Source organism: Mesorhizobium sp. RCAM 05099, assembly GCF_059683685.1.
Genome location: NZ_CM185035.1, coordinates 6610264 through 6626368 on the forward strand (window position 1 = coordinate 6610264; position 16105 = coordinate 6626368).

At 58.8% G+C, this 16105-nt stretch carries 19 protein-coding genes; 12 read left to right on the forward strand and 7 right to left on the reverse strand.

Annotation, left to right across the window (positions count from 1 at the left end):
* Positions 1 to 22 precede the first annotated feature (22 nt).
* The 6 genes from AC56QQ_RS32765 (at position 23) to AC56QQ_RS32790 (ending at position 5679) form a co-directional block, all read left to right on the forward strand.
* Positions 23 to 607 carry a c-type cytochrome gene (locus tag AC56QQ_RS32765; RefSeq protein WP_497124731.1) on the forward strand — a complete coding sequence of 195 codons (585 nt, stop codon included), beginning with the start codon at positions 23 to 25 and terminating at the stop codon, positions 605 to 607.
* The gene (gene coxB, locus AC56QQ_RS32770) at positions 604 to 1593 is read left to right on the forward strand and encodes a cytochrome c oxidase subunit II (protein WP_497124733.1); all 990 of its coding nucleotides are present in this window, start codon (positions 604 to 606) and stop codon (positions 1591 to 1593) included. The genes AC56QQ_RS32765 and coxB overlap by 4 nt, the downstream gene beginning before the upstream one ends.
* Positions 1590 to 3500 carry a cytochrome c oxidase subunit I gene (gene ctaD / locus AC56QQ_RS32775; protein WP_497124734.1) on the forward strand — a complete coding sequence of 637 codons (1911 nt, stop codon included), beginning with the start codon at positions 1590 to 1592 and terminating at the stop codon, positions 3498 to 3500. Before coxB ends, ctaD begins: the two co-directional genes overlap by 4 nt.
* A complete protein-coding gene (locus AC56QQ_RS32780; protein WP_441935446.1) occupies positions 3497 to 4099 on the forward strand; it encodes a cytochrome c oxidase subunit 3 in 603 nt (200 codons plus the stop codon). Before ctaD ends, AC56QQ_RS32780 begins: the two co-directional genes overlap by 4 nt.
* Before the next feature lie 292 nt (positions 4100 to 4391).
* Positions 4392 to 5270, forward strand: a complete 879-nt coding sequence (locus AC56QQ_RS32785) for a cytochrome c oxidase assembly protein (RefSeq protein WP_441935448.1) — start codon at positions 4392 to 4394, stop codon at positions 5268 to 5270.
* The gene (locus AC56QQ_RS32790; RefSeq protein WP_202322581.1) at positions 5263 to 5679 is read left to right on the forward strand and encodes a c-type cytochrome; all 417 of its coding nucleotides are present in this window, start codon (positions 5263 to 5265) and stop codon (positions 5677 to 5679) included. Before AC56QQ_RS32785 ends, AC56QQ_RS32790 begins: the two co-directional genes overlap by 8 nt.
* Positions 5680 to 5681: 2 nt before the next feature.
* On the opposite strand, the gene AC56QQ_RS32795 is transcribed toward AC56QQ_RS32790, so the two are convergent.
* The 3 genes from AC56QQ_RS32795 to AC56QQ_RS32805 form a co-directional block, all read right to left on the reverse strand.
* Positions 5682 to 6602, reverse strand: coding sequence for a c-type cytochrome (locus AC56QQ_RS32795; protein ID WP_497124735.1), 921 nt, complete (start codon positions 6600 to 6602; stop codon positions 5682 to 5684).
* Positions 6603 to 6635: 33 nt separating this feature from the next.
* On the reverse strand, positions 6636 to 7529 hold the full coding sequence (locus AC56QQ_RS32800; RefSeq protein WP_497124736.1) for an SDR family oxidoreductase: 894 nt from the start codon (positions 7527 to 7529) through the stop codon (positions 6636 to 6638).
* A 445-nt stretch (positions 7530 to 7974) separates the two neighbouring features.
* Positions 7975 to 9129 carry a zinc-dependent alcohol dehydrogenase gene (locus AC56QQ_RS32805; RefSeq protein WP_497124737.1) on the reverse strand — a complete coding sequence of 385 codons (1155 nt, stop codon included), beginning with the start codon at positions 9127 to 9129 and terminating at the stop codon, positions 7975 to 7977.
* 370 nt (positions 9130 to 9499) lie between these two features.
* On the opposite strand from AC56QQ_RS32805, the gene AC56QQ_RS32810 reads away from it, so the two are divergent.
* The 5 genes from AC56QQ_RS32810 to AC56QQ_RS32830 all read left to right on the forward strand — a co-directional run bounded on the left by AC56QQ_RS32810 (position 9500) and on the right by AC56QQ_RS32830 (position 13226).
* The gene (locus tag AC56QQ_RS32810; RefSeq protein ID WP_497129210.1) at positions 9500 to 10240 is read left to right on the forward strand and encodes a DUF4142 domain-containing protein; all 741 of its coding nucleotides are present in this window, start codon (positions 9500 to 9502) and stop codon (positions 10238 to 10240) included.
* 21 nt (positions 10241 to 10261) lie between these two features.
* Positions 10262 to 10858, forward strand: coding sequence for a hypothetical protein (locus AC56QQ_RS32815; protein ID WP_477307861.1), 597 nt, complete (start codon positions 10262 to 10264; stop codon positions 10856 to 10858).
* Positions 10859 to 11514: 656 nt separating this feature from the next.
* The gene (locus tag AC56QQ_RS32820; RefSeq protein WP_202322573.1) at positions 11515 to 11706 is read left to right on the forward strand and encodes a DUF3606 domain-containing protein; all 192 of its coding nucleotides are present in this window, start codon (positions 11515 to 11517) and stop codon (positions 11704 to 11706) included.
* A 477-nt stretch (positions 11707 to 12183) separates the two neighbouring features.
* Entirely contained in the window at positions 12184 to 12480 is a 297-nt protein-coding gene (locus AC56QQ_RS32825; protein WP_202322572.1) for a SemiSWEET family sugar transporter, read from the forward strand.
* Between the two features lie 38 nt (positions 12481 to 12518).
* A complete protein-coding gene (locus tag AC56QQ_RS32830) occupies positions 12519 to 13226 on the forward strand; it encodes an exodeoxyribonuclease III (protein ID WP_497124739.1) in 708 nt (235 codons plus the stop codon).
* Between the two features lie 238 nt (positions 13227 to 13464).
* On the opposite strand, the gene AC56QQ_RS32835 is transcribed toward AC56QQ_RS32830, so the two are convergent.
* Positions 13465 to 13713, reverse strand: coding sequence for a DUF6894 family protein (locus AC56QQ_RS32835; RefSeq protein WP_057143639.1), 249 nt, complete (start codon positions 13711 to 13713; stop codon positions 13465 to 13467).
* A gap of 167 nt (positions 13714 to 13880) precedes the next feature.
* Between AC56QQ_RS32835 and AC56QQ_RS32840 the strand changes: the two genes are divergently transcribed.
* The gene (locus AC56QQ_RS32840; protein ID WP_497124740.1) at positions 13881 to 14090 is read left to right on the forward strand and encodes a hypothetical protein; all 210 of its coding nucleotides are present in this window, start codon (positions 13881 to 13883) and stop codon (positions 14088 to 14090) included.
* A 313-nt stretch (positions 14091 to 14403) separates the two neighbouring features.
* Here the strand turns inward: AC56QQ_RS32840 and AC56QQ_RS32845 are convergent, their stop codons facing one another.
* The 3 genes from AC56QQ_RS32845 to AC56QQ_RS32855 all read right to left on the reverse strand — a co-directional run bounded on the left by AC56QQ_RS32845 (position 14404) and on the right by AC56QQ_RS32855 (position 15718).
* A complete protein-coding gene (locus AC56QQ_RS32845) occupies positions 14404 to 14646 on the reverse strand; it encodes a hypothetical protein (RefSeq protein ID WP_497124741.1) in 243 nt (80 codons plus the stop codon).
* An 87-nt stretch (positions 14647 to 14733) separates the two neighbouring features.
* Positions 14734 to 14973 (reverse strand): DUF6894 family protein, encoded by a 240-nt coding sequence (locus tag AC56QQ_RS32850; RefSeq protein ID WP_497124742.1) that lies wholly within the window; start codon positions 14971 to 14973, stop codon positions 14734 to 14736.
* A gap of 19 nt (positions 14974 to 14992) precedes the next feature.
* On the reverse strand, positions 14993 to 15718 hold the full coding sequence (locus AC56QQ_RS32855) for a Crp/Fnr family transcriptional regulator (protein ID WP_497124744.1): 726 nt from the start codon (positions 15716 to 15718) through the stop codon (positions 14993 to 14995).
* Positions 15719 to 16105: the final 387 nt, after the last annotated feature.

Genomic DNA, 16105 nt, shown 5'->3' on the forward strand with positions numbered 1-16105 from the left:
TAGGCGAATGATGAAGAGGGAGATGAGCTACTCGAATGGCGCTCTTGCGGCTGCGGCGATAGCGCTCGGCATTGCCGGCGCCGGCTTGGGATGGCTTCGCGAGCCGCGAGAGCTTCGGCTGGATCCGCCTGTCGCGTCTGATCTTGATGGACTCCGGCTGATGCCAAACGGCATCAGCGGAACGCCGCCCGAGAGTTATTTTGCGTTGGGCAAGCCTTACGAAACGGACGCCTACAATCTAAGCCAGGGCAAGCGTCTTTATGCCTGGTTCGGCTGCTCGGCATGCCATGGTGATGGTCGCGGCGGCGCTGGCCCGTCGTTCCTGGACGGCTGGTGGCTGTACGGGCCTGAGATCGTGTCCATCGTTGCGTCCGTCAGGGACGGCCGGCCGCATGGGATGCCGGCCTTTCGCGACCGGATGACGACCGAGCAGATCTGGCAGCTCGCCGGCTATGTTCAAACGATTGGCGCTTATAAGCCCAAAGTTGCGGCGCCCAGTCGCAACGATGACAAACACGCCCGCCCTGCCGAAAATCGTGGTCCCGCAAAAATCCTCTTCGACGAGGGGCCGGCTGCGGTTCACCCTGACCAGGGGCCCTCGCCTTGAGAGCCGCGCGCGCCATCGCGTTGTGGGCCGCTACGATCGCGTGCGGCTGCAGCGGAAACCAGTCCGCGCTCGACCCCTCTGGCGCGCCCGCGCTCCATATCGAACACCTGATTATCGGCATCGTCGCCCTGTGCTCGGTAATCTGGCTTACTGTGATGCTCGTGCTTGGTGGCGCACTGTGGCGCCAACGCCAGCAGGACGAAACGGAAATCCGGCAACGGCGGCTGACTGTAGTCGTAACTGCGGCAGTGGCCGCGACCGCCATTATGATTGCCGGCATGACGGTTGCCAGCTTCTACACCACCCGCGGCATCGGCCTTCCGGAAAAAGCCTCTATAACGATCACTGTAAGAGGGCAGCAATGGTGGTGGCAGGTAATCTACGCCAGTTCCTCCGAAACACCTGGCTTTCAGACCGCCAATGAAATTCACATCCCTGTTGGTCAGGATGTTCATGTTCGGCTTGAAAGCGCTGATGTCATCCACTCTTTTTGGATCCCCAGTCTTGCCGGCAAGCAGGATCTTGTCCCGGGGCGCTCCAACAGCCTGCTGCTGCGGGCCGAAAAGCCGGGTGTCTATCGCGGTCAGTGCGCCGAATTCTGCGGACTGCAGCACAGCCATATGGCGGTGATGGTCATCGCCGAAGCGCCAGTCGACTACGCACGCTGGATCGCGTCACAGAGTGCTGACGCAATCCCGACGACGGGCCCTGACGTCGCCGCCGGACGCGCGGCTTTCCTGGCAAAGCCGTGCGCCGCCTGCCATACCATCCGGGGCACAGCCGCCAACGGCACCACCGGACCTGACCTTACCCATGTCGGCAGTCGTCAAACAATCGCGGCCGGCCTCGTCGAGACCACGCGCGGTTCACTGGCGGCATGGATCGCCGATCCGCAGACGCTGAAGCCCGGAAACAACATGCCGATGGTGCCGCTGACCAGTATCGAGCTCCAGGATATCTCGGCCTATATGGAGAGCCTGAAATGACCCGCTCAAAGGATGATGGGCTCAGGGACACGGCATTCAGCGACAAGGAACTCAACCGGGCCCTCGCCTCGACCTGGTCAGCGCAGCCGGGGCTGTGGGGCGCCCTGTCGACAGTGGATCACAAGGTGATCGGCCGACGCTATATCGCGACAGCTTTTGTTTTCCTGGCGCTTGGCGGGGTGCTGTCGCTGCTGATGCGGCTGCAACTGTCGCAGCCTGAAGCCAGGTTCATCGGACCCGATCGCTACAACCAGATTTTCACCATGCACGGTTCGAACATGATGTTCCTGTTCGCCGTCCCCGTCATGCAGGCAATGGCCGTCTACCTCGTGCCTTTGATGGTGGGGACACGCAACATCGCCTTCCCGCGCCTCAACGCATTTTCCTACTGGATCTATGTCGCGGGCGGCTTGCTCTTGTGGATTGCCTTCATCGTCGATACCGGCCCAGACGTCGGATGGTTCGCTTACGTGCCCTTGTCGGGGCCGCAATATGGCGTGGGAAAACGCGCCGATATCTGGGCCCAGATGATCACATTCACCGAGGTTTCCGCCCTCGCCATCGCCGTCGAGATCGTTGTGACCGTGTTCAAGCAGCGCGCGCCAGGGATGTCGCTCGACAGGATTCCATTGTTTGTCTGGTCGATGCTGGTGACGTCGTTTCTTATCATTCTGGCCATGCCGGCGATCATGATCGCAAGCACGAGCCTTATCCTCGATCGCCTTGTCGGCACGCACTTCTTCAACCCTGCCGAAGGCGGCGATGTGTTGCTGTGGCAGCATCTGTTTTGGTTCTTCGGTCATCCCGAGGTCTACATAATCTTCCTGCCGGCAGTGGGCATGGTGTCGACCATTGTAGCGACGTTTACGCGTCGGCCAGTGTTTGGCTACCTGGCGATGGTTATGGCCTTGGTGGCGACGGGGGTCCTCGCCTTCGGCCTTTGGGTCCATCATATGTTCGTTGCTGGTCTTCCACGACTGGGAGAGAGCTTTTTCACCGCCTCCAGCATGGCGATTGCGGTCCCGGCCGGATTGCAGATTTTCTGCTGGCTTGCCACCATCTGGGCGGGAAAGCCGATCTTCAAAACGCCGTTCCTGTTCGTCATCGGCTTCATGGTGATCTTCGTGATTGGCGGCCTCACCGGCGTCATGGTGGCCTCGGTTCCGTTCGATACCCAGGTCCATGACACCTATTTCGTTGTCGCCCACTTCCATTATGTCCTGGTCGGCGGCGCGGTTTTTCCGCTGCTCGGCGCGATTTATTACTGGTTCCCGAAGCTGACGGGCAAAATGATGAGCGAGACCCTTGGCCGCTGGGTCTTCGGCCTGATCTTTGTCGGCTTCAACCTGACGTTTTTTCCCATGCACATCCTGGGTCTTCAAGGCATGCCGCGTCGCATCTACACCTATCAGCCCGAGATGCCTTGGACCGGCCTCAACATGTTCATTAGCCTTAGCGCAATCGTCCTGGCCGCTGGCTTCCTTCTGTTTTTCATCGATGCCATCCGCAGTGCCAGGTCAGGCGCCGTCGCGAGTGCTAACCCCTGGGGAGCCTCGACGCTTGAATGGGCGACGGCGTCGCCGCCGAAACCCTACAATTTTGCCAGGCCACCCGTGGTTAGCAACGGAGAGCCCCTGTGGGCCGAGGCGGCCGCCCTGCCCGTCGCTGCCGGCTTGCGGGTCGACCGGCGTGAGCTTTTGATCACCAGCGTCGTTGAGGGCATTCCGGAAGCGCGGGAATCAACGGTCGGCAATTCGATCTGGCCGCTTTGGGCAGCGCTTGCCACCACCTTGACGCTGGTCTGGTCCATATTCAGCCCATGGGCGGTTGTCTGGGGTTCCATCCCGGTCGCGGTCTCACTGATAGGTTGGTTCTGGCCCAAGGGCGTGCCGGAGGACGAGTCATGAAAGAAAATATCGTGCTCGATCTGACCGAGCTTCCAGCGCACGGCCTTGGCACCGCAAGCCCGTCATGGTGGGGAACGCTCGCTTTCATGCTCATCGAAGGGACAGGCTTTGCCCTCTCGATCGTGATCTATCTCTACCTGATGAGCCTGGCGCCGCGATGGCCATTGGGCGCCCCGCCGCCGGATCTGTTCGCCGGCACGGCGCTGACAGCCCTTCTGCTGGCAAGCCTTGTTCCCAACATCCTCGTCGCACGCTGGGCGCGCGAGCAGGATCTGCGAAAGGTTCGCCTCGGATTGATCGTCATGGCCATACTGGGAATAGTGCCTCTGGTCCTGCGTGTCTTCGAGTTTCCGGCGATGCATATCAAGTGGGATCAAAACGCATACGGTTCGATTGTATGGGTTATGCTTGGCCTCCACACCACCCACATCCTGACGGATGTGATCGAGACGCTGGTACTCGCCTGCCTGATGTTTTCCCGGCATGGCGACACGCCGCGCCGGTTCGGAGATGTCAGCGACAACGCGATGTACTGGAACTTCGTGGTTGCGACGTGGTTGCCCATGTATGCCTGCCTCTATTGGATACCTCGGCTTTGAGAAAAACATGGCTGCAATGGACCGGACTTGGTGTCGCGCCGCTAGCCTGGGCGCTCAGCACCCAGCTTGGCCAGATCATGCCCTACATTGACTGCCGACAGAATAGTCCGTGGAGCGCCGTCCTCTGCGGGGTTCTTCTAGTTGTTTCGATCGCTGGCCTAACTGCAGCGCGTACGGCTTCACACGGGACTGTCCAGACCAGGCGCTTTATTGTTGACGCGGGATTTCTGATCGCGCTGGCATTTGTCTTTGCCCTGTTGTTGCAGGAGGCAGCCACGATGCTGCTGGACGCATGCCAACGCTGATCTGCGCCCTGATCTGGGGTATGATGGCCTGGCCGGCCATGGCGCATGGCGATGAAGCGCATGGCTTGGAGCCGGCCTGGACTTTCGATCCGTGGATTGTGGTGCCACTCGGGATGATGGCCGTACTTTATTGCGTGGGAGCGGCAAGGCTGGCCCGACGCACAAGGCGGCCCGGGGGCATGCACCGCCGCATCTGCCTTTACAGCGCTGGAATGCTCACCCTGGCTGGTGCGCTGCTGTCCCCTCTTCACTGGCTTGGCGAACACCTCTTTACCTTTCATATGATCGAGCACGAGATCGTCATGGCTGTATCGGCCCCTTTGATCGTGTTGGCGCGGCCGATTGGAATCCTGCTTTGGGGATTGCCCGCCAGGGCCCGTATGGCGGCGGGAATGCTGATGCGGGCGCCTCTATTGCGCGGGCTGTGGGACAGGGGCACAAGCGCGACCTGCGCAACCATCTTGCATGGCGTTGCAATCTGGGCCTGGCACGTCCCGATAGTCTTCGACGCCGCCGTGACAAACCCCGCAGTGCATCGCTTTCAGCACCTCACTTTCTTCGCCACGGCGATCTTGTTCTGGTGGGCGCTTGTTTGGCGAAGTGATTACGGCTCGGCTGCCTGGCATCTGTTTTTCACTATGATCCACACGAGCGTTCTGGGCGCATTGATGGCTCTCGCTCCCCGCGTCTTGTACGTCGCGCAGACGCAAGCCGCGATGGCCTGGGGCTTGACGCCGCTTGAGGACCAACAACTAGCAGGCATGATCATGTGGGTCCCAGCCGGCACCATCTATGCAGGCGCGGCATTGACGATGCTGGCGCTTTGGATCAGAGGCTCGAGCGAGAGAAAGGCGCAGAATGTCTAGTCCGCTCGCTTCGGTCCCTGGCCGGGCCGCCTTGGCTACGGTGCTTGTTGTCGTGGCTTCCGCCGCGTTTGTCACGACCACTTTCGTGCGTGACAAGCACACCAAAGCCTCCATCGCCAGGATGATGACCGGGGGCGATCCCGGTCGAGCGCCGGCGATCTTTCGTCGCTATGGCTGCGCCGGATGCCACACAATCTCCGGGATTCCTGGGGCGGATGGCCAGGCTGGGGCGCCACTGGCGGAGCTGTCGAAGCGTGTCTATATCGCGGGTGTCCTGGAAAACCGTCCGGCCAATCTTGTAGCCTGGATCGTTTCGCCGCAGCGCTTCTCCCCGCAGACCGCCATGCCGCAATCGGGGATTTCTGAACAAGAAGCGCGGGATCTTGCAGCTTATCTTTATGCCCAATGAACCTATGGGTGTGGTGTCGCGACCGGCGGAAGCGCTTTGATGTAGTGGGCGATCGCCTCGCGGTCGCCCTCAGGCAGCATGGCGGTATTCGTCACCACGTCGGCCATCGACGATCCCACCCGGCCGTGGTTGGGCGTCTCTCCGGTTCTAAGCATCGTGGCAATATCGGTCTCGGTCCAAGCCCCCAATCGTTCCTGCGTAATGTTGGGCACGAACCCGGTGCCTTGCGGGTCGATGCCGCCGGCAAACAGCGTATCGGATCGGATTGCTCCAAACGCATTTCGGCTGGAGTGGCATTCCGCGCAATGAGAAACGGTTTCGACGAGGTATGCGCCGCGATCAGGCATCGTTTTGCCGTCTGCGTTCGCAGCCGACCGGCCCTGGCGGAAAAAAATCAGCTTCCAAAATCCGACGGACCGGCGAATGCTGAACAGGATTGCGGGATCGTGCGGCGGCACACGTCCAGACACTTTTGGCAGCGTCATGAGATAGGCGTAGACATCGTTGATGTCGGCGACGGTCATGCCGGTGAAGCTGGTGTAGGGGAAGGACGGGTAATAGTGTTCGCGCCTGGGAGACACTCCACCGATCAGCGCATTTGCCAGATCGGCGGCTCTCCATCTGCCGATGCCGTCAACAGGATCAGGGGAAATGTTGGGCGGCCTGAAAGTGCCGAACGGCGACCCGAGCGCCATGCCACCGCCCAGTTGTAGTCGATCTGACTGTCCGGGGGTAGCGTGGCAGGAGGCGCAGTCCCCCGCCGCGAAGACCAGCTTGCCGCGGCCCACATCCCCTTTCACTTCGAATCGCGGATCGTCTGGCGAGAACGGCGGGTGAGCCGAGGTCACCAAGAAAGCGGCGATCGCAGCAGCCGCTGCGGTCAGGAGAACGGCGACAGCAACTTTGTATGCGATGCGCCCCATGGCGTCCTTGAAGCTCGATGTCTCAATATAGGGTCACGCGATTCCCTTGCCGCCAGTGACGCCATAAACTTCGCCATTTATGAAACTGGCTTCCCGCGAGGCCAGCAGCACATAGACGGGCGCTAGCTCGACTGGCTGTCCAGGACGGCCGAAATCGCTGTCCTCGCCAAAATGCTTGACCTTTTCATCCGGCTGACCACCGCTTGGCTGCAGTACGGTCCAGACAGGCCCGGGAGCCACGACATTGGCCCGAATGCCCCGCTTGATCAATTGCTTGGCGAGTGCCTTGGTATAAGCGACAATGCCGGCTTTGGTGGTGGCATAGTCGAGTAGGATCGCCGAAGGCTCGTAGGCCTGGATCGACGCTGTGGTGATGACGGAGGCGCCGGCAGGGAGATGCGGCGCGGCTGCTTGAGCGATCCAATGAAGCGCGTACAGATTCGTTTTCATGGTCTTGTCGAAATCGTCTGTCGTCAACTCATCAATGCTCTCGCGATATTGCTGCCTCCCGGCATTGATCACAAGCAGATCGAGGCCACCGAGGGAGGAGACAGCTTTGTCTACCAAACCCCGACACCAAGCCTCATCCTTGATGTCACCAGGCAGCGCCAGCGCCTTCCTGCCCGCGGTTTCGATAAGGTCGATGACCTCCTTGGCGTCCGCCTCCTCTTCCGCAAGGTAAGAAATGGCTACGTCCGCCCCTTCCCGCGCAAAGGCTATAGCGACGGCCCTCCCTATCCCGGAATCGCCCCCTGTCACGAGCGCCTTGCGCCCAGCTAGCTTACCAGAGCCCCGATAGCTTTCCTCGCCGTGGTCCGGCACCGGATCCATATTTCTGGCAAGGCCAGGCATGGTCTGCGGCTGTTTTGGAAAAGGCGGCGCCGGATACTCCTGACGCGGATCCCGAAGTAAGGCACGATCATTCACGGTGAAGCCTCCATATCCTCTTTGCCCTTGCCGCAACGCGAGGAGAAACCCTTTGTTCCGCTGAGAGCCTGGTTAGAAAAACATTCGCCGCGCAGCAGAAGTCATCTCCCGCGCAGTAGCTGCATCGGCGTCGGAACGCGACAAAGCCGCGACGGTCGACATCAGTTGGCGTCGCATCGGATTTGGCTCGGTCTACTGCGCAAAGGAACACACAAAATTGCTGCATGTCGTAACAGGCAGGAAGCTTATCTCGGGCGGTTCGCACCTATGCAAGATGCGAGATTGCCTGGAATTCCCCCGAGCAGTGTCGGATAGCTCATGCCAGGATTCGCGCCGGATGGGTCCTTTAATGGCCCCGAATTGGTGCCTGCGCAGCCAGTCGACGTTGCGCAATCGAAGTAAGCTTACATCGAATTGAAGGCGATTGCCGGGCAGGTGATTGAGCCTACGGTTTGATGACGACCTTGATGCAACCATCCTTCTTGTCGCGGAAGGTCTTGTAAGCCTCCGGTCCTTCTTCTAGCCCAATGCGGTGGGTAATCAAAAAGGACGGGTCGATTTTTCCGTCCTCAATGAGCTTCATTAACGGTTCCAAGTAGCGCTGCACATGTGTTTGGCCTGTTTTCATTGTCAGCCCTTTGCCGACGAACATTCCCATGGGCACAGTAACGCTTCCAACGAACACCCCCGGCAACGAGACAGTGCCGCCGGGTCGGCAGGCCATCAGCGCCTGTTGTAGCGCATAAGGCCTCTCCATCGCCGTAAGGTCCGTTTGCAAGGTCTCTATGACGCCACCGGGGCCATGGCTCTCCATGCCGACCGCTTCGATGACAGAATCCGGCCCTTTACCGCCCGTCATAGCCAGGATCTGCTTTTGCAGATCTTCGCCGTCATATCTCAGCGTTTCCGCTCCCGACGCTTGCGCAAGCGCCAGCCGTTCGGGGACGATGTCCAGCGCGATGACCCGGCCCGCGCCTAGGAGAAAGGCTGACTTGATTGCGAACTGGCCAACTGGCCCGCAGCCGAAGACCAGCACTGTATCACCGGATTGAATGTTGCAGTTTTCCGCCGCCTGATACCCGGTGGGAAAAATATCGGAGAGAAACAGTACCTGCTCGTCCGTCAGGCCATCTGGCACCTTGATAGGGCCAACGTCGGCATAGGGTACGCGCAGGAATTCTGCCTGGCCGCCCGCGAAGCCGCCATACACGTGCGAATAGCCGAATAGCCCAGCAGTCGGATATCCCATCTGCTCGGCTTGCTTGGCGCCGGCTGGATTCGACCTCTCGCAGAGCGAAAACAGCTGCCACTTGCACATCCGGCACTCGCCGCAGGCGATCGTGAACGGCACCACGACGCGATCGCCCATCTTGAACTTGGAGTGACCCTTCCCGACTTCAACGACCTCGCCCATGGTCTCGTGCCCAAGCACGTCATGGGCGTGCATTTCTGGGACAAATCCTCCCATCAGATGAAGGTCTGACCCGCAGATCGCACAAGCCGAAACCTTGATGATAATATCCCGGTCGTTCTCAATGATCGGGTCATCCACCTGCTCGCACCGTATGTCACTTTTGCCGTGCCAGGTGAGCGCCTTCATTGTCATTCTCCGTTGGTTGTGCGTCGCTAACCTGCCGCTTGACAAAATGTTCCTTATCCAGCGCAAACCTTTGCTCGGTTTGAATATTCACACCGCAACAACCAGTGAACTCGCCGTACGGATTTGACCTGATACCACCTCAGCCTGTGAGAGGACGCATTTCAGCACCGAGAAGGCCGCTCATAGGCTCGATCGCGAACCACCGGCTCTTCCGCGCAATTCGCGCCGCCCCAAAACTGTTTCGCCTGCTTCAACGCGTGTGAACGACGAACAGGCCTTCAGTGAATTTGGCAGCGCGTTCGTATTTGCCTGGGAACAAACACGCCGCGAGCAGGTTTGGATTCACCAATCTCAACTGAGGAACATCACCATGAGAAACAGTCTTCGTCTGGCGTCGCTATCGTTAGCCGCGTCGGTGGCATTTGCCTGGCCATCGCTCGCTGCCGAGACCGCCCAGGATTTCGTCACCAAGGCCGCGATCGGCGGAATGTTCGAAGTCCAGTCGAGCAAGGTCGCCCAAGACAAGCTGCAGGACCAAGGCCTAAAGGACTTCGCCCAGAAGATGATCTCCGATCATGGCGCCGCCAATGCGAAGCTTGAAAGCATCGCCGGCGAACAGAAGCTGAAGGTGCCCGCCGACCTCGATGCTGCACACAAAAGCGATGTCGACAAGCTGCAGGCGGGTGCGGCGCCAGTAGACGCATCTTATGCAGACATGCAGAAGGCGGCCCATGCCGATGCGGTCAGCCTCTTCGAGGCCTATGCCAAGGACGGCGACAACGCCGCCCTGAAATCCTTTGCGGCTGACACGCTGCCCACACTCAAGATGCATCAGGACATGATTCAGAAGGCTGCAACGACGGCGCCGGCTTCTGACGGCAGCACACCGGCTGTCACCAGCGGCGCCACCAATCCGGCAGCTCCAGTTCCCGGCGCCAACAGTTTTACCGAAGCCCAGGCCAAGAGCGCGATCGAAAAGGCGGGTTATGCCGACGTCTCTGCCCTGACAAAGGATGACAACGGCATCTGGCGCGGAACAGCGAGCAAGGACGGGAAGTCGACGCCGATCGCGCTCGATTACCAAGGCAACGTTGTTGCCGGCACCAAGTGAATAGAAAGCGAGGAGAACCCGATGAAAACCGTAACCGGACTGTTCGACAATTATGACGATGCCAATGATGCCGTAGGCGAACTCGTGGCCACCGGCGTCCCGCGCGATGACATCAGCATTGTGGCCAACAATGCGACCGGCTGGCACAAGGATGAGGAGACCGACGCCGGCGAGGACGCGGCCACTGGCGCTGGCGTGGGCGCCGTCATTGGCGGCGCCGGCGGCCTGGCAACAGGCCTCGGTCTGATGGCCATTCCTGGGGTGGGACCTGTGGTTGCAGCCGGGTGGTTGGCTGCCACTGCTGTCGGCGCGGTTGGCGGGGCCGTGGTCGGTGGTGCAGCAGGGGGCATCATCGGCGCCATGACAAACGCCGGCGTTCCTGAAAACGACGCTCATGTCTATGCCGAAGGCGTTCGTCGCGGCGGGACGATGGTCACGGCCAAGGTCGACGATAATCTTGCGCCGAATGCCGAACAAATCCTCAAGCAATACAATTCGGTCGACGTCGCTGGCAGACGCAATGAATACGAGGCTGGCGGCTGGACCGGTTTCGACCCGAACGCCGACGTCTATAGCGGAGAAGACCTACAGCGGGATAGACGTGGACGCGATCTTTGATGTGACACTCGCAAGGCGGCCAAGGCCGCCTTGCTCCTTTCAGATCCGCTCATCGCTCATCAGCGGGAGCCGAGCCCCTCGCCAGATTTTGAGGTCAGGCGCCCAAACAATCGAAACCGCGTTTCGTAACGTTCGTTGCTGTTCGGTGGCTAGGAGCAGGATTCAATTCTATGAGCGTAAACAAGTCGAACGATTCAAGTCGCGTCGTAAAAGGGCAAGAGCTTGAGATCGACCATCTTACACAGGTCGCATCGATAACACCGAGGCAGGCACGCAGGCTCCTTCAAAAGCACGGCGCCGACTGGCCCAAACTCAAGCGGGAAGCTGAAGCACTAAAACCGAAGACTGACGCTATTTAACGTGTGGCAGCCGCGTCAGTCCAACACCGCCGATAAGATGGAAAATCGCCTTGGCCTCGCCCGGCTTTAGCTTCTGGATACGTCCGTCAGGTTCGACGATATTTTGTATATATACGTCGCACTTCCACGTCTCGACAAGATGCGCCCCAAGAGCCCGGCGGACTTCATGATATGAGTTGCCTCACGAATTCGGGATGCAAGTCAGCGGCAAAAAATTTGCTAGCCCGCCAATGAGATAGGTTGAAACAAATCGCCTCGAATGGCGTTTCCGTCGATCGCTTTGTATGGAGAAACAAAATGGCTGATGATAAGAGCAAACGAGACTTTCGCGACCGCGATCGTGTATCGGCTGACGAGGACTACGAGGTCGAATATTTCGCCAGCAAGACAGGCATCACCCCCCAGCAAGTGAGGGAACTCATCGCAAGGCACGGCAACAGCCGTGAGACACTGGAAAGGGAAGCACTGGCGCTGAGAGGCCGAGCCTGAGGTAGGTGTTGAATCCTGTCGGTTGCGGCGCGTATTTGTGCCGCCCGATCGATCCCAAAAATTGGCTTGTGAGGGATCCTCGCCTCGCCGCGTTCCTTTTGTTAATTTTTTCTATTGGGACGTTCGCTAAACTCTAGGTGCGGGGGGCAAGCTGATGGAAAGCTTTCGGGTCGAATTGATGAATGGCAAAAAGGTCGTGCGGAGCCTTTCAGTTGCGGCGCAAAGCCATGTGCACGCGGTGGTTAAGACCGTCCCTAAGCCTATGATGCCCGGGAAAGCATCCGGAAAACCGTGGATTAGGGTAAGACCTGCTGCGGGCGGAAAAACCAGCGCGTTTCACGTTATTGAGCAGGCGGAAAAGTAACCGAAAAACCCCATTCCCGGAATGGGTCTGCACCTTAGGCGGGAAGCTCGGACGCCTGCTTGCGCGACAGCTGGCACGCATGTCCGAAGACCAGCTTCATTAGGGCGGCACGCATGAACGCAGTCACGCTTATAGGTTACCTCGCAACTGTCTGCTCCATGACCAGCTTTACACCACAGGCTTGGAAGATCATCAAAACGCGAGACACAGGCGGGATCTCCGCGCCGATGTATGGAATCACGGTTTTGGGTTTTGCCCTGTGGTTGGCTTTTGGCATGATGAAGCTGGAATGGCCCATAATCATAACCAACGGCGTCTGCCTTTTGCTGTCAGCCTTCATCTTTACGATGACGGTTCTACCTCGCGATGAGAAGGATGCAGTCGCCGACGTTCTTGATCCGGATCATTAACGCGCATCCAGAACGCAACAGGGCAATAAGAGGTCCGCATGACCCGTATTGCAACTCTCAATGTAAACGGCGTCAACGGTCGACTGCCAGTACTTCTCAGATGGCTGGATGAAGCCAAGTGCGACATCGTTTGCCTTCAGGAACTCAAAACATCTGACGAAAAGTTTCCGTTGGATGCGATCAGCAACGCTGGATATGGCGCTATCTGGCACGGCCAGAAGTCCTATAACGGGGTTGCAATCCTTGCCCGCGGGACGGATCCCGTAGAACGCCGACGCGGTTTGCCTGGCGATCCCGACGATACGCATAGCCGCTACATCGAGGCCGACGTAAATGGGCTTGTGATCGGCTGTCTCTACCTGCCTAATGTCAATCCAGCGCCAGGTCCCAAGTTCGATTATAAGCTCGGCTGGTTTGAAAGGCTTATCAGCTACGGTCAGTCGTTGCTTGAAGCCGGCGGGCCAACCGTGCTCTGCGGAGATTACAGCCGGATGCTTGCTGGAGGATGGATCGATGCCGTTCGTCACACTCATCCAGAGAACGCCATCTACACCTACTGGAACTTCTCCTATCGAGGCGGATACGACCGGAGTTCAGGACTTCGAATGGACCATCTCCTGGTGGGTCCTTCCCTCTCTTCCCATTTGCGCAGTGCCGGCGTCGATGTGGAGACACGCGGATGGGAGAAACCAAGCGATCACGCGCCGGCCTGGATCGAGATCGATGAGCAGAACGGCCGAAGCTGAACGGTGCGCAATGCTATATGGCATCCGCAAATTCCGCATCAGTTCCCCACTCACTCTCACGACGGGTCAACCGAACATTTCTGGGCTTCAGGTCGCATGGAGGGCCGCAAAGAAGATCGTCGAGCAATGCTAAAGTAAAGGCCCGCGCCAGACCAAGCAACAACGACCACCGGTATCGGCAGGTGCACACCTCAAGCCGCGACCAGCCTGAAAACGTGACGTCCTTGCGGTCGCCGGGTTAATGGCTTGCCATGGAAGGATGGCCCGGTGCATCCCTCCATTCAAGCGTGATGGTAAGGTGCAGATGGTGTCGGCCTGCTTCATCACAAACGTTGAATTCGAAGGCACGCTTGGTGCCGTCCGGATGTGATTCCCTCATGATCGCTGCGAGGGCCCGAAGTCCTGCCTCACGCGCGTCATGCACGTCGACAAGATCGTTTGGATCAGCGATATCGGCATCCGGCACGTCGAAGAAATATCTCGCCATAGCCGTCTAATTTGCGGGATTGGAAAAGGTTCAATGTTGAATTTTTCCGACCGCACGCACGAGCGATCCGCAAGGGTACCCCTTTGAAAGAACAATTCGAACGGCAATGCCACTTCTTGGCACGTCGGAAGTTGTCCTGCTGTTCCAGGAATTGGCTGGATCGAAAAATGCTGAGAGGTAAGGCGATGAAAGAGGTTCGTCGCAGTGAGGTTGAGCGGATCGACCAGTTGGCAGAAAGCGCCACTGCCGACTTTCTCCGCCGCTCGTCGCTCACATATCTTGAATGCTGCATCGCGGTAATGCTTACCCATCTCGGTCGTGAGGAGGTAGCGGCAATCCTCGAACGAGAAGCGAAAGACCTGCGGGAGTTTGGGTGACGGCGCTGACGTTGGCGGGTCAGCTCGATGGTCAGCGGGATTCAGTTTCCGGAACATCCAGATGGAGGGCTTTTAACGCGCGAGCCGAGCCATCGAATTCGATCGCAAATCCAGCATCGACAGCAATCAGCGCGATGAGATCCTCAAGCTCCCGATCCCTATGTTGGTCAAGCGGGAACGTCTTCCTAAGGCTGTGAAGGATGTCAGCTATAGAAATACAGGATGATCCACATTGCCAATTAGACAGCTCACAATCGCCTGGCGGATCTGCGACCTATTTGGCTTTTGCTGCGGCACAGTGCGCCCTCCTGCTCTACGCGCGCAGGGCTCTTGAGCCCGTGGCCTCTGCTACATCGAATGAGACTGGCACGCCGCGCGCATCGCATGTTTTCGCCGGCAATCGCTCCAACTCATGATCGGCTGCCATACAGTCCGGCATTAGCGTTCTGATGGCGCGGATCGCCTGCGCCATCGAGATGAACCGGCCCTTGCTCCTGGAGAGAACATAAGCTTCAGCTGCCTTCTCAACCGTGAGCGCATCGAAAGTGTGGGTCATCTTTAGCCTCCCTAAGAGACGAAGTAGGCATGGTTCATCGCAGTCTTCAAGGCTCGGTATGACTCCGAACAGTCCCGATAAGGCCGGTCATGCTGATCCGAAATCGGGCTCGCCAAGCACTGCGGCAAACGGCAGTACGAGAACGACCCTGCCGCTCTGGTCAGTGATCTCAAAACTGCAGTCGAACCAGCTGCGGATTGCGTCCATGCGGGTGCCGAATACAAGATCTCGCGCGATGGCGAGCGCATGGCCGCGAACAGCCTCCTCCACGGGCAACTCGTCGCCTTCATAATCGGGCATGATACGACCGCGATAGCGTATGTTCATGAAGTAACGCAAATCCAACTCACCGGCCTCGCTTGATGGGGAGGGCGAATACGTTGGAATATTCCTTCTCGGCATAACCGTAGGACTGCCCGGCGAGATGTTCCAGCTTCTCTCGATCGCGCATCGTGATGTGACCGCGGCCGGCTCGAATGGCGCCGGTAACCTCCAGCATTTGCACTGCGAGCGTGACGCCGGGTCGACGTGTACCGAGCATGATACTCATGAATTCGTGGGTGACCGGCATGTCGTCATGCTCCAGCCGATCGTGGGTCATCAGCAGCCAGCGCGCCAGCCGCTCCTCAAGCGAATAACCGGCATTCGCATAAGCGGTCTGACTGACTTGAACGATGAAGGTGTGTATGAAGCGCAGAAGGTGCGCGCGCAATGTCGGGCTGCGGTCCATAGCCGACTGGAGTTCGCCTGACTCAATCCTAAAGGCTTCGCCAGTCGCCTGGACGAGGCAGGTGTGCGGTGTCCGGTCGACACCGAGCACGACAGATGTTCCTGCGAAACCTTCCGACCCGACCATGCCGACCTCGAACCTCCCCTCCCCGGTATCCGCCACGATGGAGGCGATTCCATATTCCGGAAAAGTCACATGTGCGATCTTCTGATCTGCTCGAAACAAATGGTCGCGCACCTCTAATGTGACCGTCTCTAGGTGCGGTCGTAAAAGCGCATAGTCATCCGCCGACAGCGAAGCTAACAGACGGTTGCGAACGGTCGATTGCTGAGCCTGGCTCATGCTCTTGGCCTCCGGTCTGGGGCAAGAGCACGAGCACCGCTATCTCTCAGCCGCTTGCGCCCGAACAGTCGGCAAGCGATGACTTAATTATCCCGCCTCGTTCTAACCAGCGCAACGGCTAAGAGCATTTTCCGAAGCCACAGGCGGCTTGGGTACGAGTCCGTACCAACATTTCTTAATGCAGCCGAGTCCCACGAAGATAGGATTCCATTGTCATCTAGAAGTGAGGACAAGGCAGTGGAAAAATCCGAAATGAACGTTCGCTGCGTTGAATTGGTCGAAGGTTACGGAGAATGGCACGTCCGTGTGATCGAGGAAGACCACGAGCACACCCGTTCTTTCGAGATCGAATCGTTTGCCTTGGCCTACGCGGAGGGCCAACGGCGG